Origin of the sequence: Marinobacter confluentis, from assembly GCF_004785685.1 — a bacterium.
GTDB classification, from domain to species: domain Bacteria; phylum Pseudomonadota; class Gammaproteobacteria; order Pseudomonadales; family Oleiphilaceae; genus Marinobacter; species Marinobacter confluentis.
On sequence record NZ_SRPF01000001.1, the window covers coordinates 311522 to 337651 of the forward strand.

The 26130-nt window shown below is 59.4% G+C and carries 23 protein-coding genes; 14 read left to right on the forward strand and 9 right to left on the reverse strand.

The window, feature by feature from the left end:
- Positions 1-25: 25 nt before the first annotated feature.
- The 4 genes from E5Q11_RS01530 to ccmI are packed head-to-tail and all read left to right on the forward strand — an operon-like array spanning position 26 to position 4399.
- Complete coding sequence (locus tag E5Q11_RS01530; protein ID WP_135801648.1) at positions 26-2038, forward strand: heme lyase CcmF/NrfE family subunit; 2013 nt, start codon at positions 26-28, stop codon at positions 2036-2038.
- A complete protein-coding gene (locus tag E5Q11_RS01535; RefSeq protein ID WP_135801649.1) occupies positions 2035-2574 on the forward strand; it encodes a DsbE family thiol:disulfide interchange protein in 540 nt (179 codons plus the stop codon). Before E5Q11_RS01530 ends, E5Q11_RS01535 begins: the two co-directional genes overlap by 4 nt.
- Positions 2571-3062, forward strand: a complete 492-nt coding sequence (locus E5Q11_RS01540; RefSeq protein WP_135801650.1) for a cytochrome c-type biogenesis protein — start codon at positions 2571-2573, stop codon at positions 3060-3062. The genes E5Q11_RS01535 and E5Q11_RS01540 overlap by 4 nt, the downstream gene beginning before the upstream one ends.
- A 29-nt stretch (positions 3063-3091) precedes the next feature.
- A complete protein-coding gene (gene ccmI / locus E5Q11_RS01545; protein ID WP_135801651.1) occupies positions 3092-4399 on the forward strand; it encodes a c-type cytochrome biogenesis protein CcmI in 1308 nt (435 codons plus the stop codon).
- A gap of 25 nt (positions 4400-4424) precedes the next feature.
- Here the strand turns inward: ccmI and E5Q11_RS01550 are convergent, their stop codons facing one another.
- Genes E5Q11_RS01550 through E5Q11_RS01575 form a run of 6 tightly spaced genes read right to left on the reverse strand, consistent with a single transcriptional unit; the run spans position 4425 to position 11373 of the window.
- A complete protein-coding gene (locus tag E5Q11_RS01550; RefSeq protein WP_135801652.1) occupies positions 4425-6179 on the reverse strand; it encodes a BatD family protein in 1755 nt (584 codons plus the stop codon).
- A complete protein-coding gene (locus tag E5Q11_RS01555; protein ID WP_191964461.1) occupies positions 6173-7963 on the reverse strand; it encodes a VWA domain-containing protein in 1791 nt (596 codons plus the stop codon). Before E5Q11_RS01555 ends, E5Q11_RS01550 begins: the two co-directional genes overlap by 7 nt.
- Entirely contained in the window at positions 7956-8975 is a 1020-nt protein-coding gene (locus E5Q11_RS01560; protein WP_135801653.1) for a vWA domain-containing protein, read from the reverse strand. Before E5Q11_RS01560 ends, E5Q11_RS01555 begins: the two co-directional genes overlap by 8 nt.
- The gene (locus E5Q11_RS01565; protein ID WP_225314980.1) at positions 8969-9436 is read right to left on the reverse strand and encodes a DUF4381 domain-containing protein; all 468 of its coding nucleotides are present in this window, start codon (positions 9434-9436) and stop codon (positions 8969-8971) included. The genes E5Q11_RS01560 and E5Q11_RS01565 overlap by 7 nt, the downstream gene beginning before the upstream one ends.
- Before the next feature lie 21 nt (positions 9437-9457).
- Complete coding sequence (locus E5Q11_RS01570; protein WP_135801655.1) at positions 9458-10399, reverse strand: DUF58 domain-containing protein; 942 nt, start codon at positions 10397-10399, stop codon at positions 9458-9460.
- Positions 10400-10410: 11 nt separating this feature from the next.
- Positions 10411-11373 (reverse strand): AAA family ATPase, encoded by a 963-nt coding sequence (locus E5Q11_RS01575; protein WP_135801656.1) that lies wholly within the window; start codon positions 11371-11373, stop codon positions 10411-10413.
- A gap of 142 nt (positions 11374-11515) precedes the next feature.
- Here E5Q11_RS01575 and E5Q11_RS01580 point away from each other — a divergent pair, with 142 nt between their 5' ends.
- The 4 genes from E5Q11_RS01580 to E5Q11_RS01590 all read left to right on the forward strand — a co-directional run bounded on the left by E5Q11_RS01580 (position 11516) and on the right by E5Q11_RS01590 (position 18545).
- Positions 11516-16402 (forward strand): NAD-glutamate dehydrogenase, encoded by a 4887-nt coding sequence (locus E5Q11_RS01580; RefSeq protein ID WP_135801657.1) that lies wholly within the window; start codon positions 11516-11518, stop codon positions 16400-16402.
- A 33-nt stretch (positions 16403-16435) separates the two neighbouring features.
- Positions 16436-17110: a carbonate dehydratase gene (can, locus tag E5Q11_RS01585; protein WP_135801658.1), complete on the forward strand. Its 675-nt coding sequence runs from the start codon at positions 16436-16438 to the stop codon at positions 17108-17110.
- A gap of 139 nt (positions 17111-17249) precedes the next feature.
- Positions 17250-17426, forward strand: coding sequence for a hypothetical protein (locus E5Q11_RS17750; RefSeq protein ID WP_168215589.1), 177 nt, complete (start codon positions 17250-17252; stop codon positions 17424-17426).
- Positions 17427-17489: 63 nt separating this feature from the next.
- Positions 17490-18545 (forward strand): methyltransferase, encoded by a 1056-nt coding sequence (locus tag E5Q11_RS01590; protein ID WP_135801659.1) that lies wholly within the window; start codon positions 17490-17492, stop codon positions 18543-18545.
- Positions 18546-18650: 105 nt separating this feature from the next.
- Here E5Q11_RS01590 and E5Q11_RS01595 read toward each other — a convergent pair whose 3' ends face one another.
- On the reverse strand, positions 18651-19061 hold the full coding sequence (locus E5Q11_RS01595) for a hypothetical protein (RefSeq protein ID WP_135801660.1): 411 nt from the start codon (positions 19059-19061) through the stop codon (positions 18651-18653).
- Between the two features lie 123 nt (positions 19062-19184).
- Here E5Q11_RS01595 and E5Q11_RS01600 point away from each other — a divergent pair, with 123 nt between their 5' ends.
- Complete coding sequence (locus tag E5Q11_RS01600) at positions 19185-20342, forward strand: class I SAM-dependent methyltransferase (RefSeq protein ID WP_135801661.1); 1158 nt, start codon at positions 19185-19187, stop codon at positions 20340-20342.
- Here the strand turns inward: E5Q11_RS01600 and E5Q11_RS01605 are convergent.
- Entirely contained in the window at positions 20321-20935 is a 615-nt protein-coding gene (locus E5Q11_RS01605) for a riboflavin synthase subunit alpha (protein WP_135801662.1), read from the reverse strand. The genes E5Q11_RS01600 and E5Q11_RS01605 overlap by 22 nt on opposite strands.
- 113 nt (positions 20936-21048) lie before the next feature.
- On the opposite strand from E5Q11_RS01605, the gene E5Q11_RS01610 reads away from it, so the two are divergent.
- From E5Q11_RS01610 to E5Q11_RS01630, 5 genes are read left to right on the forward strand one after another with little or no spacing between them, the layout of a single operon-like run.
- Positions 21049-21900, forward strand: coding sequence for a hypothetical protein (locus E5Q11_RS01610; RefSeq protein WP_135801663.1), 852 nt, complete (start codon positions 21049-21051; stop codon positions 21898-21900).
- 60 nt (positions 21901-21960) lie between these two features.
- Positions 21961-22638 (forward strand): TetR/AcrR family transcriptional regulator, encoded by a 678-nt coding sequence (locus E5Q11_RS01615; RefSeq protein ID WP_135801664.1) that lies wholly within the window; start codon positions 21961-21963, stop codon positions 22636-22638.
- 57 nt (positions 22639-22695) lie between these two features.
- On the forward strand, positions 22696-23202 hold the full coding sequence (locus E5Q11_RS01620) for a L,D-transpeptidase (protein ID WP_135801665.1): 507 nt from the start codon (positions 22696-22698) through the stop codon (positions 23200-23202).
- A gap of 20 nt (positions 23203-23222) precedes the next feature.
- Positions 23223-24428 carry a mechanosensitive ion channel family protein gene (locus tag E5Q11_RS01625; RefSeq protein WP_135801666.1) on the forward strand — a complete coding sequence of 402 codons (1206 nt, stop codon included), beginning with the start codon at positions 23223-23225 and terminating at the stop codon, positions 24426-24428.
- Complete coding sequence (locus tag E5Q11_RS01630) at positions 24418-25191, forward strand: S-methyl-5'-thioinosine phosphorylase (protein ID WP_404802773.1); 774 nt, start codon at positions 24418-24420, stop codon at positions 25189-25191. The genes E5Q11_RS01625 and E5Q11_RS01630 overlap by 11 nt, the downstream gene beginning before the upstream one ends.
- Here E5Q11_RS01630 and E5Q11_RS01635 read toward each other — a convergent pair.
- The gene (locus E5Q11_RS01635; RefSeq protein WP_225314979.1) at positions 25157-26128 is read right to left on the reverse strand and encodes a CsiV family protein; all 972 of its coding nucleotides are present in this window, start codon (positions 26126-26128) and stop codon (positions 25157-25159) included. The genes E5Q11_RS01630 and E5Q11_RS01635 overlap by 35 nt on opposite strands.
- Positions 26129-26130 lie beyond the last annotated feature (2 nt).

Genomic DNA, 26130 nt, shown 5'->3' on the forward strand with positions numbered 1-26130 from the left:
ACACACAGACTTCTGGAGTAAATCGATGTATCCCGAACTCGGACAGATGACGCTGATACTGGCGCTGTTGCTCGCGGTACTGCTGTCGGTGGTGCCGCTCTATGGCTCGGTCACCGGCAGGGAGCAACTGCAGGCGTTCGCCAGGCCCTTGACCGCCGGGCTGTTTGTGTTTGTGGCCCTGGCATTCGCGCTGCTTACCCACGCCTTCCTGACCGATGATTTTTCGGTGGCCTATGTGGCCAATAACAGCAACAGCCTGCTGCCCTGGTATTACAAGTTCAGCGCTGTCTGGGGCGGCCACGAAGGGTCGCTGGTGCTGTGGATTCTGATGCTGGCAGGCTGGGCGCTGGCGGTGGCGATCTTCAGCCGCCGGCTGCCATCAGTCATGGTGGCGCAGGTGCTGTCTGTGATGGGCATGGTGACGGTCGGTTTTCTGCTGTTCACTGTGCTGACGTCCAATCCTTTTGACCGGATTCTGCCGAACGTTCCCCAGGACGGGGCGGACCTGAACCCGCTGCTTCAGGACTTCGGGCTGATCATTCATCCGCCGATGCTTTACATGGGTTATGTGGGTTTCTCGGTAGCCTTTGCCTTTGCCATTGCGGCGCTGATCAACGGTCGCCTTGATGCAGCCTGGGCTCGCTGGTCCCGCCCCTGGACGACGGCTGCATGGGCTTTTCTATCGCTGGGTATCGCCCTGGGCAGCTGGTGGGCCTATTACGAACTTGGCTGGGGCGGCTGGTGGTTCTGGGACCCGGTGGAGAATGCTTCCCTGTTGCCTTGGCTTTCCGGCACCGCGCTGATGCACAGCCTGGCGGTTACCGAGAAACGTGGCGTGTTCAAAAGCTGGACCGTGTTGCTGGCGATCGTCACCTTTGCCCTTAGTCTGCTGGGGACGTTTCTGGTACGTTCGGGGGTTCTGACGTCCGTTCACTCCTTCGCATCGGACCCTGAGCGCGGCACTTTCCTGCTGGCCTTGCTGGCGATCACCATAGTCTCCAGTCTGACACTCTATGCCTTCCGGGCGCCGGTGGTTCATGCCCGGGCGTCCTACGCGGGGCTGTCGCGGGAAGTGTTCCTGCTGATGAACAACGTGCTGTTGGTGGCGTCAACCCTGCTGGTTCTGCTCGGTACACTCTACCCGCTGGTGCTGGACTACCTGGATATGGGCCGGCTGTCCATCGGTGAGCCCTTCTTCAACCTGACCTTCAGCCCCCTGGCTGTGGCGGCCGGGCTGCTTCTGGGCGCGGGCATTTTCTCCCGCTGGAAGAAAACCGACGGTGGCTGGCTTGGCCGAAAGCTGCTCTGGCCCCTGGCTGTCAGTACGCTGTTTACGGCGCTGGTCATGGTCGGCTACGGCGAATTCAAACCCTGGGCCTTCGCCGGTACTTTCTCGGCGTCCTGGGTGGTTATTGCCACTTTCTGGGATCTCTGGGAAAAATCTTCGTCCCGCAAGGGCAGGCTCCACGGTCTGAAGCGCCAGACCCGAAGCTACTACGGCATGGTGCTGGGCCATCTGGGCATGGCAATTGTCATGGCCGGCGCCACCATCGCCTCTAACTATGGCATTGAACGGGACGTCCGGATGTCACCCGGTGACACCGCTCAGGTGGGGGACTATCAGGCGCGGTTTACCGAAATCGGCAATCGGCGGGGCCCGAACTTCACCGCAGAGTACGGGCGCTTCGAGGTTCTGGACAGCGATGGCCAACTGGTGTCGGTTCAGTATCCGGAAAAACGCCAGTATCTGGTTCAGCGCAGCGTGATGACCGAGGCGGGCATTGATGCCGGTCTGTTCCGGGACATTTTCATTGCCGTTGGCGAGCGGGTATCGGACGACGCCTGGGCGATACGCCTGCAATACAAGCCACTGGTTCGCTGGCTGTGGCTGGGTTCCATCTTTATGGCCGTAGGCGGTTTCCTGGCGATTTCTGATCGTCGTTACCGGCTCAGGGACAAGGTGCCTGAATCTGCCGGTAAAGCGGCAGCAGAGGGGGGCGGCCAGGCACCCGGTAAACCGGCTGGAGCGACCTCATGAAGCGGCTGCTGATGTTTCTGCCGGTGGTGTTGGTGGTGGTTCTGGGGGTTATCCTGTTTGCCGGTATTGGCAAGGACCCGAACCGGCTGGATTCCGCGCTGATCGGCAAGCCGGTCCCTCAGTTCAGTCTGGCGGACCTGCGCGCGGCTGATCAGCAACTGGGCCCGGAGCTTTTTCAGGGGCAGGTGTCGTTGCTGAATGTCTGGGGTACCTGGTGCCCGGCCTGCCGCGACGAGCATGATGATCTGCTATGGCTGGCCAACGAAAAAGACGTTCGCATTGTCGGGCTGAACTACAAGGATGATCGCGAGGGCGCGTTGAAATGGCTTTCTGACCTTGGCGACCCTTACGCGGTCAATATCTACGATCCGAGGGGCAGCCTGGGGTTTGATCTGGGCGTGTACGGCGCACCGGAAACCTATTTCATCGACGCCGAGGGCATTGTGCGCTTGCGCCATGTCGGCGTGGTCAATGAGAAAGTATGGAACGAGAAGTTCCAGCCGTTGATGGAAGAGTACGGGGAGAGCCGTTCATGACCGCACCAGCCCGAGTCGGAATATTGCTGGCGCTGATGCTGTCATCGGTATCAGTGTTTGGCCAGAGCCAGGACGTGTACCAGTTTGATTCCCGGGAACAGGAACAGCGCTTCCAGACCCTGATCGCCGAGCTGCGCTGCCCCAAATGCCAGAACCAGAATATCGCCGACTCCAACGCGCCGATCTCCAAGGACATGCGCGAGGCGGTTTACCGGATGATGTCTGATGGCGCCAGTAACGAAGAAATCACCAATGCCCTGGTGTCCCGTTTTGGCGAATTTGTTCGCTATAAACCGGAAGTGGACAGCCGCACCATCATGCTCTGGGCGACCCCGGCGCTGGTCGTGTTCATCGGGGTTGTTGTGGTGCTGCTTACGGTCCGCCGGTCTGGCCGGGCCGGCCCCGCTGCCGGTGCCCTGACCGATGAAGAGCGGGCGCGCGCATCCCGTCTGCTCTATGACGAAGACCAGAACGACCGCTCATCCTGACCACATTTCAACCATTGACTGACGGATCTATGACACAGACCTTTTGGCTTACCGCCAGTGTGCTCATCCTGCTGGCGCTCTGTTTTATTGTTGCACCGCTGGTTTTCCACCGTTCCGGTCGGCGTGCCGCGCTGGATCTGCGGAACCAGAATCTGCTGGCCTATCGCAGTCGTCTCGCAGAGCTGGATCGTGAGCTGGAAGCCGGGACTCTTGATCAGGAAAGCTATCAGCAGCTCAGGGATGAACTGATCGGCAGCCTGACGGACGATGTACCGGACGCCGACCGGGGTATGCTGGATTCTCCCAACATGATGAAGGGTGGCAGAAGCGCCCGTGTGGTGGTGCTGGCATGCCTGATTGCAATACCGGCTGCGGCGGTGTTTTTCTACGAGCGCTGGGGATATATGGGCGAACTGGAGCAGTTTCTGACCATGCAGGAGATGGCGGCCAGCGACGGCGACAGGCGCGGCCAGATGCAGGGCCTGGCCGAGCAGTTGAGGGAGAAACTGGAAGCCAGCCCGGGCAATACAGATGGCTGGGCCATGCTTGGCCGCACTTACATGACCCTGGAGCAGTATCCGGATGCCGCCTGGGCGTTTGAACGCCTGGCCGAGAGTATTGAGGAAGATCCACAGCGGGAGGCCACCGCCTGGGGCCTGTCGGCCCAGGCCCTGTTTTTCCAGAGTGAGGGTCAGCCCGGTGGTGAGGTACAGCGGGCCATTGAAAACGCCAGGGCCATAAACCCGGACGAGGTGAATTCGCTGGGTCTTCTTGGTATTACCGCGTTCAGCCAGCAGCAATACGAGGATGCGCTGAATTACTGGGAGCGGATTCTGGAGGTCGCGCCCGACCATCCACAGGTTGCGTCAATTCGCCAGGGTATCGAAGAGGCCTATCAGCGTCTGGGCCAGGAAATGCCAACGACGGAAATGCCATCGACGGCCGGTTCCGCCGATGGCCAGGGATCGGCCGGGGTGCTGGTGAAAGTCGAGATTGATCCGGCCTTTGCCGATGACATTGCCGACGACACGGCCCTGTTCGTGTTTGCCCGCCCGGTGGATGCCACCGGCGGCGCGCCGCTGGCCGTTGCCCGCTTGACCGCCGGCCAGTTGCCGGCCGTGGTGCGGCTGGATGATCGCAACGCCATGTCACCCCAGGCACGGATTTCTGATGCGGAGTCGGTTCGGGTGCAGGCGAGGTTGTCCCGCAGTGGCAACGCCATGCCCCAGGCGGGAGACTGGCAGGGCCAGATTGATGAGCCAGTTGTGGTTCAGGAGAACGCCGGGGCAGCATCTGAGCCGGTCACTCTGGTGATTGATACCCAGTTGACCAATTAATCTTGGCTGGCAGCTGCACCGAGCATTATGAACGACCGGCGTCAGGGCTCAGTTCTTTCGGGTAGAGTGATGGCAGAGGGCTCCTGGCCGCCGGCCTTGCGGTCATGGCCTGTCGGCATTCAGATAGGGCCTTGACCAGCCGGTCACCCTGCCAGCCAGACGTGCTATCACTCGACTGACCGTAAGCCCGCGCCTGCAGGTTCCGGATTTCCTCCTCCACCCTGTCATCGCCGAGTAACTGGAAGGCGTCGCCAAGGCTGACGACGGAGTGCTGGGGGTTACTGTGCTGTACCCAGCGGATCAGGTGGTCCGGGGTTTCAGGGGCACCGACCTTCGCCGATTCACTCAGGGTTGAAAACAGGGATTTCTCGGACCTGTCTTCGCTGACCAGGGTCGCGTCCTGCCGTTTTGATGAGCGCTTCGAATACCACCAGCCAAATCCGGTCACGGCCCAGCCTGCCAGCAGTATCAGCGCCACAATCTGCCATATGGCCGTTGAAGCCGGTGCTGTCCCGGTCTCTTCTGATGCAGGCTCCGGTTCTGGCGATGCAGGTAGCTGCGGGCTTTCGCCGTCACCAGCACTGACGGGCGACGGAGCCGGCGCGCCCTGAACGGTCAGGGTTCTGGCCGGAAGCGTCGCAAATTTCTGGGTGTCGGTATCCGTGTCCCACCAGGGAATGCGGATTTCAGGCAGAGTGAGGTCGCCGCCGGCCACAGGCACCAGTGCCGTAGTCTGGGACAGTTTTGCGGTCAGCCCTGACTCTGTCGGCACGGTTGTCCGCTCTGCGTTCTCCGGGTAGGCCCGCAGGCCCTGGGGCATGTCATGGGTGAAGGGAGGCAGTGCTTCTGCGGGCAGGCCTTCCGCCACCAGTGACAGGCTACGAGACAGGTTCTGCCCGGCTTCCAGGGTGGGGTCATTGGGCAAGCCGGATTCTGACAGGGTCAGATCACTGGCGGGCAGCCAGGTGTCCCCGGTGAAGCTGTCTGGTATGTCCTGGACTGGCACCGTAAAGAGTTGTTTGCTGTCCCGCAGAAACTTCAGCCTTCCCGATGAATCCCGGGTCTGCCCCTCAAAGCGGATGGCCGGAAGGGTGAGCTCACCGGCCTGCTGGGGAAAGATTCCATAGCGGCGCTCAACGACCCGATAGCGGACACCATCACGGAATCGGGTGTACTCGGTCTGCTTGCCCAGGCTTTCGATAATGGCGTTGGGGTGCGACGGCTCCGATAGTTCGCCGCGGATCAGATTGCCGTTGAAGAAAAGTTTGACCGACAACACCATCTGCTCCTGCACATAGACGCTGTCTTTGTCGGCTGACAGTTCGATAAAGCTGTCTCTGGGCTCTCCGCTCTGTTCCGGCGCGGTGTCTTCCACCACTTCGATGGTGACGGGGTCCGATTGCGCATCGCGGAAGGTCAGCGGTGGTATGGTTAGTTGGCCCTGGGTTTTTGGCGCCAGCTGGTAAACCCAGGTGACTTCGCCGACCATTTCGCCGTTAACGGTCTGTATCGAGTAACGCTGGTTCTGCCCCACAATGTCGAAGTCACTCTCGACTTTTTCAATGTCCGGCTGGGGCAGGCTCGAGGTATCGAAATCAAACAGATTGTCCAGGTTGATGTCGATGGTCATGGTGCCCTTGACGGTCAGGGTCAGCACTTCTCCGGCGTACAGACGTTTGCGGTCAGGTTCAACAGAGAGGGTTTCCGACGCAGCTGCAGGGGTCACCAGGGCCCAAAGAAGCGGGATCAGAATGAGTGGAAAAACCAGCCGGTTTACCATGGTGTATCGCCCTCGTCAGTTTGTGTGTCCCTTTGCTGATACTGCTGAAGAAATTTTCGGCGAAGCAGCCCGCCAGGGTCATCCGGCACCCGCCTGAGCCATTGTTCCTGGCCCTGGGAGAGGGGAGATGTTTCCAGCTCGGCGGGCGCCTCGGCGGTTTGCTGCTGGTCATTATCCTCGCCCTGGTCACCCTGGGCCTGCTGCTCCTGACCGGGCTCGGCCTGCTCATCCTGCTTTGACGGCTCACCGTTCTGGCCATTCTGCTGCTGGTTTTCTGAGGGCTCGCTCTGGCTCTGGTTTTCGCCAGACTGGTTCTGCTCGCCGTTCTGGGTGTCTGAGCCCTGCTGTTCACTGTCCTGCTGGTCACCGTTTTCGGACGATTCATTTGAATTATCGCCCTGTTGTCCGGACTCCTGTTGCTGCTGTTGTTCGAGTAACTGTTTTACCAGGTCACGGTTGAAGCGGGCGTCCTCATGGTCGGGTTGCCGCTCGAGCAGTTGCTCGTAGGTTTCCAGTGCCTCCTCCAGTTTGCCAGCCCGGGCCAGGGCGTTGGCCTGGTTGTAGGCGGCAGACGGCTCGTTGCCCCGGGCAAAGGCTTCGGCGGCGCTGTCGAATTCGCCCTGGCGATAAAGTGCGCTGCCTCTCAGGTCCGGGTCTTCCAGTTGTTGAGCCGCCTGTTCCGGGTTCTGGCGGATCAGCTCTGGCGCACGCTGGTCTTCGCGCAGCCAGAGGCTGTCCCAGGACTGTGCCTGAGCAGGGCGCGGGGTGACGGGTAGCAGGGTAAACAGCACCAGCAATACGGCGCCCCTGCGCCACCCTAGCAGGGCCAGAGGGATGACAAGCCACAGCAGCCAGTAGCCGTCGTCCTGCCAGCGGTCAACGGTCAGGTCACGTTCGCTGTCCTGCCAGTCGTCGGAATCTTCTGAACGCAGTTCAAGCGCCCGTATATCTTCATCGGTAATAGTCATCTCACGGCTTTCACCGCCCCCGGCGTCAGCCGCTGCCTGCATGGAGCTCGGGTCCGACCGGGCAATCACTATTTCGCCCTGGTCGCGTATGAAGCCCTGGCGTGCCAGAGGAATAGGCCCACCGCCTGTTGTGCCAACCACCAGTGTGTTCAGTGGGTAGCGGCTATCGGCGAGGGCGTTTTGAAGGTTGTTCTGGTAACGCCGGGCAATGCCATCGGAGATCAACAACAGCCTGCCCTTGCCGGGTGCCCCCTGTTCCAGCAGATCCAGGGCCCGACGGATTCCGATATCCGCGCGATTGCCGGTTGCCGGCATGATGGTCGGGTCCAGCACGTCCAACATGCCCACTATGGTCTGGCTATCATCGGTGAGTGGGGTGACAACGTGGGCGTCAGCGGAATAAACCACCAGTGCCGTCAGGCTACCTTCCCGCGCCTGCAGAATGTCGCGGATCTTGCGTTTGGCAAGGGTCAGGCGGTCTGGCTCCACGTCGGTTGCCAGCATTGACAGCGACAGGTCCAGTACGATCACCAGGCTGTCGTTCTGCTGCTGCAATGGCGCCGGGGCCTCTCGCCAGGACGGCCCGGCCAGAGCAATGGAAAGCAGCGCAATCGCCAGCATCAGCGGGACCGTAGGCGAGCGAGCTCCGCTGGCCAGCTGGCCGGATGTGCGGATTAGCGGGGTCAGTAGTCTGGCAGGAATAACCCGGCCCCAGCCGCTGTCGTTGTTGCGGAATTTGCGCAACACCAAAGGCATGAATAGCGCAGCGAGCAGCAGTAGAAGCCAGAGCGGGCGGATGAAATGGAAATCAGCCACGGTCAGCCTCCTGGTTATGACTGGAGGATTTTGCCAGAATCAGCGCCCGCCCCAGTTGCAGTATCAGCCAGATCAGCACGGCCAGGCCGGCAGGCCAGAAGAACAGTTCAGTCACCGGGCGGTAACGCTTGCCGTCCAGTTCAATGGGTTCCAGCTGGTTAATGCTTTCATAGATCAGTTCCAGCTCGGGCAGGCTGCGTGCCCGGAAGTACTGCCCGCCGGTCTGCTGGGCCATGCGGGTCAGTAGGCCTTCGTCCAGGTCCCGGGATGGATTTACACGCCGTGAGCCTAACAGCCCCCGTTGGACCATGGATTCCGCGCCGATACCGATGGTGTAGATTCGCACTCCGGCGGCCTTGGCGATTTCCGAGGCCTTGTCAGGCGGTATTTCACCGGCGGTATTGGCGCCGTCGGTCAGCAGGATCACCACGCGCTGTTCCTGGGGCCGGTTGCGAAGCCGTTTGACTGCCAGGCCAATGGCATCGCCTATGGCAGTTGCCCGGCCCGCCATGCCAATGCCGGCTTCATCCAGCAGGGTTCGCACGGTGCCCAGGTCAAAGGTCAGAGGCGCCTGAATGTAGGGTTCGGTGCCAAACAGAAGCAAACCCAGGCGGTCGCCCTGTCGTCGTTCGATAAAGTCATGCAACACCCGTTTGACGGCCTGCAAACGGTTGATGCTGCGGCCCTGCATGACCATGTCCTGCTCGTCCATGCTGGGTGAAATGTCCACCGCGAGGAGCAGGTCACGGCCGGTCACCGGAAGCTGAACCTGGTCGCCCACATGTTGTGGCCGGGCAATTGCTGCCACAAGCAGCACCCAGATCAACAGCAGCGCCAGTTTCTGCAACAGAGAGGCTCGCCCTCCGCTACGGCTGACCCCGGGCAGGTCTGACAGCCAGTGCCCGGTTGGTAATACCGGCGCCTCCACGGAGGGCGCCCGGCGCTTGCGGATATTCAGCAGCAGCGGCAGGGCAATCAGCAACAGTAGCCAGGGGTAGGCAAAACTCAGCATCTCTGCCCTCGCAGCCAGAGCCTTGCGAATCGCAGGGCATCGTCGGTAGAACAGGTCGGCGTAGGCTGATAGCAACTGTCCACCATTGCCATAACCACCGGCCCGGACGCCACCCGTTCATTCGGGCTGGTTTCCAGCAGAAAATCGACCCAGGCCTGGCCGGTCAGGGATTCCGGTTGACGCTGGGGGTAACGGGCAATGGCCGATTGTTTCAGCAGCGCGTTCAGGTCACTGAACCACTGGCTGGTCACGGCCGCCCGGTTGGCCAGACGATCCAGATCACGGCTGGCCACCCGATGCCAGGCATTGCGTTGCCTGCGCCGACGGACTGCGACAGCGATGATCACCGCCAGGGCAATGACCGCAATCAGCAATACCCACCAACCAGGCGCGGGCGGCCAGAAACCGCCCGGCGCCGGGATGTGAATGTCTCTGAGCTGGCTCAGTGGGTCCTGTTCCATCATCGTTCCGAAATTAGGTGGTTAGCCAATATGCCCCCGGGGGCCGAGCAGGGCCTGAAGGGCAATAGCGGGCTCGTCACCGGTCATGACTGTTGCCGGCTGGACGCCGGCCGTTCGAAAACACTCGTCCAGCATGGCCTGATGTGCGGTAACTTTTTCAGCATAGGCGCGCTGAAATCGTGGGTTGCTGCCGTCGAACCAGACCGGGCCGTCTTCGCCGGCGATGGCAAATCGCCCGGTGTCCGGCAACTGGCGCTCCAGCGGATCCACAATTTGCAGGGCGCTGACGGTATTGTGCCTGGCCAGGGAACCCAGCAGTCGCGAAGTGTCGCCAGTAATGTGCATGAAGTCGCTGATCACAAAAATCCGGCTGCCGGTGTGGGCCACGCGCCTGGCTTCACTCAAGGCCGTATCAAGGTCCGCACCGGGGGTCGCGGTTGGCGACTCGGTACCCGGGCCCTGAATTCTTTGCTGACTGGCCAGGGTGTCCAGCAACTGCAGCACCGATTTCTTGCGCCGGGCCGGGCGCTGGACTGTCAGCTTATGGCCATCGAAGACAAGGCCACCAACCTGGTCACCGGACCAGAGAGCCAGCCAGGCAAGAATGGCGGCTACCTGCGCGCAACGAACCTGCTTATAGGCGCCGGTACTGGCGAAAAACAGTGACGGCCCCAGATCGCACAGCAGCAATACCGGTCGTTCACGCTCTTCTTCATACAGTTTGGTGTGTGGCGATTGCCTGCGCGCAGTAACCCGCCAGTCGATACTGCGAATGTCATCGCCGGGCTGGTACTGGCGCACTTCAGCAAAGGCCATACCCCGGCCACGACGAGGTGATCGCTGCAATCCCGCCTGGCGCGACCGCACCTGCCTGGCTGACGGCAGTTTCAGTGCCCGGGCATCCGCCTGAAGGCGAATCAGTTGCGGCAGAGCAATGTGGGTTAAGGGTTCTGCGGGCGTCATGGTCACCGCCGTCAGGCTGCTACCGGCACGTGCGCGATCAGGCGTTTGATAATGGCATCGGCGGTCATGCCCTCGGCCTCTGCTTCAAAGGTCAGCAGAATCCTGTGGCGCAGTACATCGAAGGCCACGGTTCTGACGTCATCCGGACTGACGTAATCGCGACCGTCCAGCCAGGCATGGGCCCGGGCACAGCGGTCAAGGGCGATGGTGCCACGGGGGCTGGCGCCAAAGGCGGTCCAGCGAGCCAGTTCCGGGGCAACCGCTGCCGGTGACCGGGTTGCCAGCACCAATGCCAGCAGATACTGTTCGACGGTTTCGGACATGTAGATATCCGCAACTTCGTTTCGCGCCTGGAAAACCTGATCGGCGGTGACCCGGGTCTCGGCGGCAACCTGACCGCGGCGGAAGTCGTTCCGCGCCAGGTGCAGAATCGCTTTTTCCGCCTCTGCTGACGGGTAATCAATCACCACATGCATCAGGAAGCGGTCGAGCTGGGCCTCTGGCAGCGGGTAGGTGCCTTCCTGTTCAATCGGGTTCTGGGTGGCCATGACCATGAACAGTTGGTCCAGCGGGAATGTACGCATGCCAACGCTGACCTGGCGTTCGCCCATGGCCTCCAGCAGCGCTGACTGAACTTTTGCCGGCGCCCGGTTGATCTCATCTGCCAGCACCAGATTGTGGAAAATAGGGCCCTGCTGGAATTCAAACTGGCCGGTCTCGGCACGATAGATTTCGCTGCCGGTGACGTCGGATGGCAGCAGGTCCGGGGTAAACTGGATCCGGTGGAAATCGCCTTCCAGGTGATCGGCCAGAGCCTTGATTGCGGTGGTTTTGGCGAGGCCGGGGGCGCCTTCGACCAACAGATGTCCGTCTGCCAGCAGGGCAATCAACAGGCGATCAACAAGCTTTTCCTGACCAATTATCCTTTTCGCTAACTGAGTTCTCAGGTCGCCGAACGTATCCTGTAATGCCATGGGTGTCGTTCACTCCAGTCAGAGACGATTTAGGTAAGTAGATGCCGCAGTTTTCGCATCTGGCCAGCAAAAATCAAGGGTTTGACTATCCTTATGTAACAGCTCAACGGTTACGTTTATTTCACACTTTTAGAGGTTGACTATGAATGCGCTGACAATCGCCAGCAAGGAACAGTTTTTCGAGCAGCTGGCTGATGCTTTCGCAGAGAAGATCGCGAAAGCAGAAGCGAAAAAAATTACGGACTTCGCAAAGCAGCATTTCGCCCACATCCCCCTTCAAGAGCTGGCCCACCGACGATTTTCAGATACCTACGGCGGTATTCTCTCTGCCTGGCAATTCCTGCAGAAGCGGGAACAGTATGAGTCGCCCGTGTCGGTTTTCAATCCGGACCTTGAGAGTGACGGATGGCAGTCAACCCACACCGTCATCTTTATCCTTCACCCGAATATGCCATTCCTGATTGATTCCCTGCGAATTGCCATCAACCAGCGGGAAATTGGTACCCACTCCATCCAGCACTCGGTTCTGCAGGTTGAGCGCAACGCCGACGGCAAGCTGAAGAACCTGCACCCGCCCAAGAAAAAAGCCGCGGATACCAGTTATGAAGCTTTCATCGTGCTGGAAATCGACCGCCACAGCAGTCCGGATGATCTGCGTGAACTGGAAGAGGTGTTCCAGAACATACTGCATGAAGTTCGTATCGCTGTGAACGATTTCCCGATTGTGACGGAAAAAGTCCATCAGATCCGTAAAGAGCTGGACAGCACTGCCGCGCGCATTGACGACGATGACAAACAGGAAGCCAAGGCGTTTCTGGACTGGTTGGTGAAAGATCATTTCACCTTCCTGGGTTACGACGAGTACGACTTTGTCAGAGACAAGAAGGGCATGGTGGTGCGCCGGGTCGAGAATTCAGAGCTGGGGATACTTAGGGTCAATAACGAACGGCCGGATATGGTCCGGCTGAACGAGCTGCCCCAGCGTACCCGTCATGAAATGACCCGCACCGACGACATCTTTATTTTTGCCAAGTCTGCCCAGCGGTCCCGGGTGCACCGCCCGGCCTACCCGGACTACATCGCGGTCAAGAAATTCGATGACAAGGGCGAAGTTGTTGGTGAGCGCCGGTTCCTCGGCCTTTACACCTCCCGCGTCTATAACGAACGCCCTGACGAGATTCCATTGCTCAGGAAGAAGTTCCAGACCGTGATGCGTCGCTCTGGCTTTATGCGCGACGATTACGCTGGCAAGGAACTGGATCAGATTCTGACCGTCTACCCGCGGGACGAGCTGTTTGAAATCGAGCCGTCGGACCTGCTTTCGGTCGCCAAGAACATCCTGTACATCCAGGAGCGTCGCCGCATTGAACTGTTTATGCGCGAGGACGTTTACGGCCAGTTTGTTACCTGCCTGGCCTTCTTCCCCCGGGATATCTACAACACCGAGTTGCGCCTGAAAGTCGAGCAGGTGCTGCTGGACCGGCTGGGCGCGGAAGACATCGAGTTTGTCACCCACTTTTCCGAGTCGGTGCTGGCACGGGTTCAGTTCACCATCCGGGTGCCCCAGGTTGAAAACCGCGAACTGCCGATTCAGGAAATCCGCGAGCAGGTGATTGCGCTGGCCCAGTCCTGGCGAGACGGCCTGCTGGAATCCCTGAATGAGTCCTATGGCGAGGAGCAGGGCAATGAAATGTACCGGTTGTATGCGTCGGCCTTTCCGGCCAGCTACAAGGATATGTTTTCGCCCCGTCGTGCTGCCATTGATCTTGAGCACATAGCCCAGTCGGCGAAAGGCAAAAAGCTCACCATGAGCTTTTACCGGGCCCTGGAAGAAGACGAAAACACGCTGCACTTCAAGCTGTTCTTCCCGGATGAAACCCTGCCCCTGTCCGACGTGATGCCAATTTTCGACAACCTGGGGTTCCGGGTGATCGGCGAGCATCCTTTTGAGGTGGTAGACCGCAGCGGTGCGGTTGTCTGGATCCACGATTTCACCCTGCAGACCACCGGCGGAACCGTCGTGGATATCCATCGCATTCGCCCGATTTTCGAAGATCTGTTCAGCAGGGTCTGGTACGGCGATGCGGAAAACGACGCCTTTAACCGGTTGCTGCTGTCGTCCTATATGAGCTGGCGTGAGATCGCCCTGTTGCGGACCTTTGCCCGTTACATGCGCCAGATTCGCGTATCCAACAGCCAGACCTTCATTTCCAACACCCTTGTTAATCACGTGGATCTGGCACGACTGCTGCTGGAGTTCTTCGAGGTGCGTTTCAACCCCGCGCGCTATCAGAGCCCCGGCAAGAGCCGCGCGGCCCAGCAGAAGCTGGAAATTGAATTCAATGCTGGCCTGGACAACGTAGAGAATCTGAGTGAAGACCGGGTGTTGCGGCTGTACATTGAGCTGATGCAGGCAACCCTGCGGACCAACTACTACCAGCCGGACGCCGAGGGTAATACCAAGCCCTACATCAGTGTGAAATTCGATCCTCACATGATTCCGGATGTGCCACTGCCGCTGCCGATGTTTGAAATCTTTGTCTACTCGCCAAGGGTCGAGGGCGTTCACCTGCGGGGTGGCAAAGTGGCCCGGGGTGGCCTGCGCTGGTCAGACCGGTTCGAGGATTACCGCACTGAAATTCTGGGACTGGTGAAAGCCCAGCAGGTGAAGAACGCGGTGATTGTTCCCGTGGGCGCCAAAGGCGGCTTTGTTGCCAAACGTCTGCCTGACATGTCGGACCGCGAAGCTTTTCAGGCTGAAGGCATTGCGGCCTATAAAACCTTTATCCGCGGCCTGCTGGACATCACTGACAACCTGGTGGATGCGGGAATCAAGCCGCCGGAATCGGTTATACGCCACGATGAAGACGATCACTACCTGGTGGTGGCGGCCGACAAAGGCACGGCCACTTTTTCGGATATTGCCAACGGTCTGGCGGCGGAATACGGCTTCTGGATGGGGGATGCCTTTGCCTCTGGTGGCAGTAATGGTTACGACCACAAGAAAATGGGCATCACCGCCCGCGGCGCCTGGGTATCGGTAGAGCGGCACTTCCGCGAGCTGGGTATTAACCCGGCGCTGGACGAATTTACCGCCATTGGGATCGGCGATATGGCCGGTGATGTGTTCGGTAACGGTCTGCTGTCGTCGGAAAAGACCAAACTGGTGGCCGCTTTCAACCATATGCATATCTTTGTTGACCCGTCGCCTGACCCCGAGGCGAGCTATAAAGAACGCAAGCGGTTGTTCGAACTGCCCCGGTCATCCTGGACCGATTATGACGCAAAGCTGATCTCTCAGGGCGGTGGTGTGTTTAACCGCAGCGCCAAATCGATACCGGTCAGCCCGGAAATGAAAAAGCTGCTGGGTATCAAGTCCGACCGGGTGCCGCCAAACATGCTGATCACCCATATTCTGAAATCCCAGGTGGATCTGCTGTGGTTTGGTGGCATCGGCACCTATGTCAAAGGCAAGCACGAATCCCACGCTGATGTGGGTGACAAGGCCAACGATGCCCTGCGTGTGGATGGCTCTGAACTGCGCTGCAAGATAGTCGGTGAGGGCGGCAACCTGGGGATGACCCAGAATGGCCGGATTGAATTTGCCCTGCGCGGCGGCCGGCTGAACACCGACTTCATCGATAACTCCGGCGGTGTTGATTGCTCGGACCACGAAGTGAACATGAAGATACTGCTGAATCACGCGGTCGCCATGGGGGATCTGACCGACAAGCAGCGCAACCAGATGCTGGAAGAGATGACCGATGACGTCGCCAGCCTGGTACTGAAAAACAATTATCGTCAGGCGCAGGCAATCAGCATTGCCAGTGTGGGGGCAGCGACCCGGCTGGAAGAATACCGCCGTTTGATGAACACTCTCGAGAGCGAGGGCAAGCTCAATCGCAGCCTGGAGTTTCTGCCGGAAGATGAAACCCTGGCGGAGCGAAAGCTCGACAAAAAAGGCCTGACCCGGCCGGAGCTGTCGGTGCTGATCTCCTATGTAAAGGGTGATCTCAAGCAAACCCTGATCAATAGCAGCCTGCCGGATGACCCGCTGCTGGCCAGCGAAATGTACAAGGTGTTTCCCCAGGACCTGACCCGGAAGTTCTCGAAAGAGCTGGGTGAGCATCAGCTTCGCCGGGAGATCATTGCAACCCAGATCGCCAACGATATGGTGAACCACATGGGGATCACCTTTGTGGAGCGTTTGAAGCAATCCACCGGCGCTGACGCTGCTACCGTGGCGCTGGCCTGGATCATTGCCCGGGATGTGTTCAGACTGGACACCTGGTGGGACAAGATCGAGTACCTGGATTACTTTATCCCCGCCAGCCTCCAGATCGAGTTGATGAACGACCTTATGCGGCTGATTCGCCGGGCTGTGCGCTGGCTGCTGCGCAATCGCAGGGCAGAGCTCAGTATTCAGAGCCACATGGAACGGTTTGCTGACAATGTCTGGATGATCACCTCCGATCTGCCAGAGTATCTGGGCGACCAGGCCCGGGAAGACTGGAGGCGCCGACACGATGAACTGGTCGCCGCCGGGCTTCCGGAAGATCTGGCATCGGTGGTGTCCGGTACAAACTATCTCTATTCCTCGCTCGGCATTATCGAGGCGCACGAGGCAACCGGTATGCCACTCAAAACCGTGGCAAACCTCTATTACGATCTCGGCGACAAGCTTGAACTGAACTGGTTCGCCAACGCCATTGCCTCTCTGACGCCCGCGTCGCACTGGCAGGCTCTTGCCCGGGAGAGTTTCCGTGAGGACCTGGACTGGCAGCAGCGCGCGCTGACCACAGGGGTGCTGCGTATCGCTGGCAAACCCGATGAGGTGAACGTGTGTGTGGAAGGCTGGATGCAGCGCCACACCACGCTGATTCAGCGATGGAAAACCATGCTTGCTGAGTTGAAGGGCGTGCGCGAGCCCGAATACGCCATGTTCTCGGTGGCACTGCGGGAGCTGCTTGACCTGGCTCAGTCCACCATGCACACCCACCATGATGAAGTGATCGCAGAGGTTCAGTAACATGCGTGGGTGTCTGACCAAGAGGAACCTCAAATGGGGCAACTGGATTCGTTACTGGAAAAAAACCGGGCCTGGGCCGAAGGTATCAAGCAGGACAAGCCTGACTTTTTTCAGAAGCTCTCAAACCAGCAGGCGCCGGAATATCTGTGGATAGGCTGTGCCGATAGCCGCGTGCCGGCCAACCAGATTGTTGATCTGATGCCCGGTGAGCTTTTTGTTCACCGTAACGTGGCCAACGTGGTCGTGCATACGGATTTCAACTGTCTTTCCGTTCTGCAGTTTGCGGTTGACGTGCTGAAAGTGAAGCACGTTCTGGTTGTGGGTCACTACGGCTGCGGCGGTGTAAAAGCCGCTCTTCACAACGAGGGCTTCGGGCTGATTGCCAACTGGTTGCGCCACGTTCAGGACGTGAGGGACAAATACCAGCAGGTGCTGAACGGTATTGAAGGGGAGCAGGACCGGGTTGACCGCCTGTGCGAACTGAACGTGGTTGAACAGGTTACCCACGTTTGCCAGACCAACATCGTTCAGGAAGCCTGGGCGCGAGGCCAGCCGCTGACCGTTCACGGTTTTGTCTATGATCTGAGAGACGGCCTGTTGCGGGATATGGGGCTTCACATCAGCTCCGACAGTGACAAGGAATGCATCAAACAGAACAGCGTGGAAGAACTGGTATTGCGGCCAGTCCGGGCAGGGCGTCAAAAATAGCGACATGTTTAGTGTCAAATTGTGTCAAAAATTCGTGACCTGGGTCACTTGTTGACCCCCGGCGTCATCACAGTTATCGGTTCCACCAGTTGTTACACTCAAAGCGTGGTTGAGAGTGTATTAACCGAGGAGTGGAACCATGCGAGAGATCATGCAGAAAGCGTTGACGGCTATCAGCGCCCGCAAAGATGTAAAAATGTCTGACCGCAAGAATCGGTCTTCAGCCAGTGCGCCGTCCTCGTCATCAGCCTCTGAAGACTGGGGCATGTCCCCGGAAGAGGCACTGAAAGCCACCATGGTTTCCGGCTACAAGTAAACTTTCCGTTCTGTCCCATTCCGATTAAAGTGACCCCCGGCCATCTCAAGGGGGTTCCATTTCATGTCTGCGTTGCCAAATTCTCATCAGGCGCTGCTGAAAAACAGTGACTGCCTGGTCGGTCGTACCGTTTTTCTGGGGCTGAGCGACCCCGGGCTGCTTGACCGGATTGCCGGCAATGGCCTGGTTATGACCGAAAACGCAGGCACCCTGGCACTTCTGCAGTCTTCCCATCCTGACTGGCAAGCGGCTTTCGGCTATGACGACCCCATCCTCGGGCCTGGCCTGGCCGACACGGTCGCCATTTTCATGCCCAAATCCCGGACCGAGCTCTCCCTGCGGTTGGCCCTCGCGGTGTGGCTGGTCGCCGACGGCGGCCGGGTGCTTCTGGTCGGCGAAAAGAAAGAGGGTATCGCCGGAGGCGTACGGCAAATGAAGGAGGTTCTGCCGGAGTCCGGCAAGCTGGACAGTGCCCGGCACTGTCAGGTGTGGCAGGCAAAGGGTGTGTCGACCTCCCGGTTTTCTGAGTTCCGTCTGGCAGACTGGGTAAAGTGGCATACCGTTGAAAGCAATGCTCTGGCGATAGAGGTGGCGGGGCTGCCAGGAATCTTCAGTGATGGCGAACTGGATGCGGGGACGGCGCTGTTGCTGGATACCCTGGCCCGGTCGCCCCTGGTCCCGGGCAGGGCTCTGGATTTTGCCTGCGGCGCCGGTGTGATTGGTGCCTGGCTACAGACCTTGCAGGCGCGGGACGGGGGTGATGCCTACCCGGTCGAAGGCCTGGACGTTCAATTCCAGGCGGTAACCTGTGCCCGTTTGACCTACGACCGCGCCGGCGCCCAGGGCACTATCGCAGCCTCGGATGGCCTTCCGGCCAGCGCCGGCCCCTGGCAGTCAGTGGTAACCAACCCACCGTTTCACACTGGCGTGCGGACCGATATGTCGGTCACCGAACGGTTTCTCGAGTCCGTAAGCCGCCATCTGGTCAAGGGCGGCGAGTTGCGGCTGGTGGCCAACCGGTTTTTACCCTATCGGCCACTGATTGAGCAGCACATCGGCCGGGCGAGCGTGCTGGCCGAGAACACGAAGTTTGTGGTCTGGTCCGCTTTCAAGCCGTGATCTGCCCAAAAAAAAGCCCCTGGGGTAAGGGGCAAGCGTTTGTGTCCGAACAGAGGACCAAACAAAGGGAAAATGGCCTGATGCGCCAGGCGCTGACGGCAATCGTTACTGATCGTTCGTGGTGTCCGATTCCGCCGGTTTGCGACCGGTTATTTCTCGCAACTGAACGAACAGCCTGCGGGCTTCGGATTCGGCGCGTGCGCGGGCACTGTTGAATCTAGGTGCAACCTCGGTTTCGAAGGTTTTGCCGGCCCTGTCGTAGGCGTAGGCGGTGAGCATGTTGGCGTCCCACCACAGTTTCTTGCGAAGATCGTAAGTGGCCATGTCCAGGTTCAGCGACAGTTCGCGGAAGCTCGGGTTCTTGGCCCGGATCTGGCTGACTACCTCTTTCAGGGACCGCTCTTCATCCATAGACACGCCCAGATCCCTGAGAACCTTCCGGAACTCGCCGGACGCCCGGTCAAATTGCGGACGGACCTGGCTCTGGTAACGCTGTTTGAGGGAATCCGGAATCATAAGAACCTCTGTGTCGGGGCTAAGTATCAATGAGCGCTAGATTAGGGTTAATTTCTAGAATAATCAGCCTAGAATGTTGGCCGATGTTCACAGTTCGCAGAAAAACGGGTGAAACCTGCTGTTATGCCTGAACAAATGTTTCGGATGAAAGGTGTTGAACTGGCGCTCACACGGCCGGGGCTTCACGGTGGCGAGCTGCGCGGCTGGGACAGCGCCGACGAGCTGCTGCTGGAGCATGCCACAGAGTGTCTGAGTGCCAGGCCCGGGCAGCGGCTGCTGGTGCTGGACGATCAGTTCGGGGCATTGACTCTGGGGCTGGGCCAGTGGTCCCCGGTGACGCTGGCCGACAGCGCAACACTGGCAGAGGCCCTGACCCTCAATCACAAGCACGCCAATCCACCGACGGGACCCAGCGAGCCATTGAGCTGGTTGGCGCCCCCAGACACTGGTTTTGACCTGGTGGTGATGAGAATTCCACGACAGCTGGACTACCTGGCCTGGATGCTTCGATGGGTGAATCAGGTACTGGACCCGGCGGGGCAGATTCTGGCCGGCGGTATGATCAAACACCTGCCGGACCAGAGTGCGAAAGTGTTTGACCAACTGGTTGTTACCCGCGCGGTGTCGCGGGCCCGCAAAAAGGCCCGGGTAATTACCGCCGGCCCTGGTACTGAAACACTTCAGGGCTGGGAAGGCCAGTGGCAGGGCTATTCTCTGGCGGAGACCGGGTTGCAGGTTGAAGGCCTGCCCGCGGTTTTTTCCCGTCGGCGGCTGGACATCGGCACTCGTGAATTACTGCCACTGGTGCAGCAAGAGGTTGTGCATTTGCCGCCGGCGGCCCGGGTGGTGGACCTGGCGTGTGGAAACGGTGTGCTGGGGCTGGCGGCGCTGGCGGCCAGGCCGGATATCGAAGTGACGTTTTCCGATGTGTCCAGCCAGGCATTGCTGAGTGCCCGCCATAATGTTCAGCGGGCGTTCCCGGGAGCCCGGGCGGACTTTGTTCATGGCGACGGCCTGTCGCCGGAGGCCGATGGTTTTGACCTGATCCTGCTGAATCCGCCGTTTCATGAAGGTGGCGTGGTGGGCGACCACATCGCCCTGGCGCTGTTCCGGCAGTCTTCTGCGGCGTTAGCGCCAGGGGGCCAGCTATTGATGGTGGGCAACCGGCATCTGGGGTATCACCGCACCCTCAAACAGCACTTTGGCCGGGTGCGGCAGTTGGCCGCAAGCCCGAAGTTTGTGGTGTTCGGCGCCGGCGATCAGGAGGCAGGGCGGTCGTAGCCGAGCCGGGCCAGAGTGTCGACGATGGTCTGGGTCTGGCTGTCGATCTCGATATTCACCTGTTCTCCCACGGCGGCATCCGCAAAGGTTGTCGCTCGCAGGGTTTCCGGTATCAGGTGAATGTTGAACCGGTTTTCTGTGACGTCGCCGATGGTCAGGCTGGCGCCATTTATCGCAATATAGCCTTTCGGAAAAATATAGCGGGCCCAGACGTGAGGCACTTCGAAGGTCAGGGTGCAGTTGTTCTCCGGCCGATCTATGGCAACGATGTTGGCCGTTGTGTGCACGTGGCCGGACAAAAGGTGACCGCCGATCTCATCGCCAATGCGCGCTGCCCGTTCGAAGTTGATCCGGTCTCCGGGTTTCAGGCTTTCCAGGGTGGTCAGGCCCAGAGTTTCCTGCATGGCGTCGAAAAACAACAGGTCGCCCTGCTGGCGGGTGACGGTCAGGCAGGTGCCGTTGATAGACACAGAAGCACCGATGGTGACGCCCTGTACACGGTCAGCGGGAAACCGGATGGCAAAGCTGCTCAGACCCGGCGCTGATTGGACGTCGTCGACAACAGCGACGCCCTGAACGATACCTGTAAACATTCATAATCCTCATACGCTGATTGCGGCGCTGGCCTTGAACTCCCGGCCCGCCGATACTGAGCAGAGGATACCGGGGCGTTAAAGAAAACGCGACTCAGGCCGTTAATACGTTCATGGCAGAAAACAGACGTTCGGCGACCAACAAAGCAAAATCCCTTCCTGACGAGCCCCTGCTGCGTCAGGGGCGCCCGGCTGATCCGCTGGCTGAGCCGGCAGAGCGGTCTGAAGCGTCTGCACCAGAAACGTCTGAAGCCGATAACCAGGCGCAAGAGCCCGCTGGTTCCGCGCCAGAGGACCGTGGTCTTGCCAGGGGCATAGAGAAAACCATTGCCGAGTCCCGACAGCGCAAACTGCGTCTGATGCTGCGCCAGTGTGACCGGGTGATGCTGATGGATTTCGACATTCTTGCCATGCCGGACTGGCCAGATAACTATGCACTGGCGCTGGCCAGGCGCAGCCGGGACCTGTGGCTGTTTTTCACGTTGCTGGCTGCGGTGGTGTTTCTCAGTGGCATGACCGGTTTTGTACCCGCGTGGATTGCCGGCGCCGGCTTTGGGGTGTTTGTGATCCTGCTGCTTTCCGGCCTGCCGTCCGTTCGCAGACTGGTCACCCGAAAACCTTCCTATCTTGATCTGATCATCAAGCGACGGCGGTTGCTCGACGATGCCCGCAAGCATATTGCGCACCTCGAAGGTGGCGACGGCCTGCTCTGGCAGTGTGCGCACATGGTGGAATTCAACACCGCCTTGCGAGCGATGAGGTTCAGCGAGCTGCTGACGTTATCCGAGCGCCGGGTGCTGGCAAAGCATCTGACCCGCAGGGAGCATATCCGGCTTTATCTGATCTACATGCTGGAAGCTGAGAAAGCCTACTCCCGGGCAGAGAAGGCGTTTTTCGAAGGCCACCAGACGGCACTGGACAAAGGCTGGGAGTCGGTCGCGCTGAGCTCTGAGAGCAAGGCTTGACAGACCGACCTATCAAACGTATGTTTGAAACAGACGTTTGGTAGAGGCGCTGAAATTTATATGGCTCAGTCTGATACGGTTGACCGGATACTTGATGCTGCGGAAGAGCTTTTCGCGGAACGGGGATTTTCGGAAACTTCCCTCCGCATGATTACCAGTAAGGCTAAGGTAAATCTGGCCGCTGTCAATTACCATTTCGGCTCAAAGAACGCGCTGATTCATGCGGTTTTTGCCCGTTTCCTGACGCCATTCTCGGCGACCCTGGAAAACGCCTTCAACGATCTTGAAACCCGTTGCGACGGCCAGCCGCCGACCCTGAACCAGACGCTCTGGGCTCTCACCGAAAGCGCGGTCAGAATGCCCCAGCGTAACGAGAATGGTATCTCCATTTTCATGCGGCTTCTGGGCCTGGCCTATACTCAATCACAGGGGCATCTTCGCAAGTTTCTCGAGCAGGAATACAGCCAGCCGTTCAGCCGGTTCATGCGGCTGCTGAAGGAATCCACGCCACAATTGTCGGCGGTGGACCGCTACTGGCGAATCCAGTTCATGCTGGGTGCGACGGCCTTTACCATGTCCAGCAGCGATGCCCTGCGGGACATATTGCAGAACAAACTGGGGGTTGAAACCACGGTGCAGGAAATTGCGGCCCGTCTGGTGCCTTTCCTTGCCGCCGGCATGCAGGCGGAAGACCCCATGCTCATCATGCCCTCAGCTGGTAAAACCTCGGTTGCCTGAAGCCCGCCCGGTCGGTTAATCTGCGCCTCTGGTTTTTCGCCGGGAGGCTGAACACCCATGCCACAGAATCCCGCCAGGGATGTTTACCCGACCATCGACATCAGTCTGGCGAACCAGGCCCTTTCGCTGTGGACCCACCCGGGTGCCCAGCCGGTTATCTACCCCGTTTCAACGGCACTGAATGGCGCCGGTGAACGCAACGGCAGTGGTTGCACTCCACGAGGAAACCATTACATTCGCGCGATGGTTGGCGGCGACCAGCCTCTGAACACGGTCTTTGTCGGGCGACGTCCCACCGGTGAAATTCTTACCCCGGAACTTGCCGCCCGATACCCCGAGCGGGACTGGATCCTGACCCGCATACTCTGGCTGTGTGGGTGCGAACCTGGTAGAAATCGGCTGGGCCAGGTCGATAGTTTCCGCCGATTCATTTACATTCATGGCACACCAGACACCGAACCCATGGGCATACCCCAGTCCCACGGCTGTATCCGGATGAGAAACGACCAGGTTGCGGAACTGTTCCGTCAGGTCCGACCCGGCACCCCTGTCTCCATTACCTGAGCGCATCACAGAGGCCGCTGATGATTGAAGAAACACCTCCTTTTGTCGAGACCATGATTCAGGACTGGAGCCTGCTGTCGGAAAACTGGCGGGTCGGGCTGGTGGTTTTCGGACTGGTATTCGGTACGGCTACGGTTGCCTATCTGGCCAGCCTTTTCGTGTACGCGCTGGAAAAGCGGTTTCAGCGCACCAGCAATCTGTGGGACGACACCTTCCTGCACGCAGCGAGAAAGCCGGTGGTGGCGTTTGTCTGGCTTCAGGGTGTCTATTGGGCGGCGGAAGTGGCCCACAAGTTTTCCGAGGCGGAAATTTTCAAGGTCAACGATACGGTTCTGCGCCTGGGCTTCGTCTGGCTACTGGTCTGGACGGTGTTGCGCCTGATCAAGGAAGGTGAGGCTATTCTGTCCTCGCCGGTGAAAATGGAAAAGCCGCTGGACTACACCACGGTGACTGCGGTCAGCAAACTTTCTCGGGCGGTGGTCATCATTACCGCTGTGCTGATCATGATGCAGTCCCTCGGTTACAGCATCTCGGGCGTTGTGGCGTTTGGCGGCGTTGGCGGTATCGCGGTAGGTTTTGCGGCAAAGGATCTGCTGGCCAACTTTTTCGGCGGCTTTATCATTCATCTGGACCGGCCTTTCAAGGTGGGCGACTGGGTGCGTTCCCCGGACCGGAACATTGAGGGCACTGTTGAGCACATCGGCTGGCGGTTGACCACCATACGGACGTTCGACAAGCGACCGCTCTATGTACCGAACGCGGTGTTCACCACCATTGCCGTCGAGAACCCGTCGCGCATGTTCAACCGCCGGATTTCGGAAACCGTGGGTATTCGCTACGCTGACGTCAGCCTGATGGAGACCATTGTCGACGACATCCGCGAGATGCTGCAGAACCATGAGGACATCGATAACAAGCAGACGCTGATCGTGAATTTCCTGACCTTTAATTCGTCCTCGCTGGACATCATGGTCTACACCTTCACTAAAACGGTTGACTGGACAACGTTCCACAAGGTGAAACAGAACGTTCTGCTGAAGATCAGTCAGATTATTGAATCCCACGGCGCCGAAGTCGCCTTCCCGACGCGTACGCTGCACATGGTCGAAAATGCGCCGGCAGAAGCCATGGCAGAGCCGGCAGAAAGTGTCGGGAAAGGGGGCAGGGCTTCCAGGGCTCAGTCCCGCCAGGGGGAAGCTGCCGGGAGCCAGAATGATGAAGCCTGATGTCGTCCACCCGGTCGGGGTCATTGGTGGCACCGGCCTGACCAGTCTTTCAGGGCTTGAAATCACTCGCCAGTGGGAGGCTTCAACTTCCTGGGGCGAGCCTTCGTCAATGCTTTCCGAGGGGGTCATATCCGGTCAGCCGGTGCTTTTCCTTGCGCGCCATGGCGACCCTCATCGTATACCGCCGCACCGTGTTAACTACCGGGCGAATCTGCAGGCACTGTATGACGCCGGTGTACGAACGGTAGTCGGAGTTAATGCTGTCGGGGGTATTCATCCGGAAATGGGGCCGGCCAGGGTGGTCATACCCGATCAGTTGATTGACTACACCTGGGGCCGCGCCAGCACTTTTTTCGAAGACGATCTGGAGCACACTACCCACATCGATTTCACCTATCCGTACTCGGAACCCGCGCGGCAGATTCTGTTGGATGCTGCCAAGCGGATCTCCCAGCCGGTTTCCGGTTTCGGTGTCTACGCCGCCACCCAGGGTCCGCGGCTGGAGACCGCCGCCGAGATTGCCAGGCTGGAACGGGACGGCTGTGACCTGGTAGGAATGACCGGTATGCCGGAAGCCGTGCTGGCGGCCGAGCTGGGGATGAACTATGTCTGCCTGGCCCTGGTAGTGAACTGGGCCGCCGGCAAGACCGAGCAGGTGATCACCATGGCCGACATTGAGGCGGCCATTGATCAGGGGATGGCCGGGGTACGCACCGTTCTGGAGGCGTCTATCGAGCCTCTTGGGTCGCTTGCTCACCGCTGAGACCGAGCTTGCGGATTAGTGGAGCGGCGTCCTCGGGCTCAATTTTCTTGAAGAAAATCAGTACGCCAAGTGTAGGGGAGTCCAGGAAATGGACTTCTTCACTGCGCATACGGCGGGTTTCCTGAATCCAGGTCAGCAATTCCGCCCGTGGCCAGTTCAGGCCGGCAATCAGTGGTTGCTCACCCTGTGCTGTAGTGGCCAGGCCCGGCGCACTGTTGGGCTCGGCGCTGTCGAGCTGAGAGCTGCCCGGCACCAGTGCTTGTACTGGCGGGCGTGGCCGGCTGGGCGTTTCCGCGTTCAGGTCCAGGCCGAGCAGGTTGTCGGTGGAGGACTTTGGCACCCAGTGGTTGAGTTGCACATCAACGTGCAGATAGCGCTGACGATCAATGGTAATGGTGCCCTGTACATCCGTATGCTTCGCTTCCGGCAGCCAGTCGCCGATGGTGACCCACAGGGGTTCTCCCTCGAAATCCGGCGGGAAACCCTGGTACCAGCCCTCTGCCAGCAAAACCCGGTAACGGCCACTTCGTTCCAGACGCTCAGCGGCGGAGTTAAGGTGCAGTTCACTCTGGGGAACCAGCTTCAGTGTTGTCCGGGTGTCACCGTTTTCAGAGGTGTGGCGAAGAATTTCCTCAACGCCCGGGGCGGGCGGTTCCGGCACGCGTCCAGCCATTTTCTCGTTGATGTCAGCGGGCTCTACCTTGCGTTCCAAGATCACGAACTCTGCCCGGTAGAAGTCCTGCGCCAGCGCCTGCTGGGCCGGAGTTAACTGCGACCGGGGTGCAGGCTCCCCGGTCTGCGCTGTCTGTTGAGCCTGCAATGAAGGCGCAAACGCCAGGATGGCGGCAATCGTAGCGGCAAGCGTCAGAACCGGAGTTCTGGGTGTTGGTCTACCGGGCGTCTGCAAGGGCATGGCTCCACTGTTTCGGTCAGTCATCG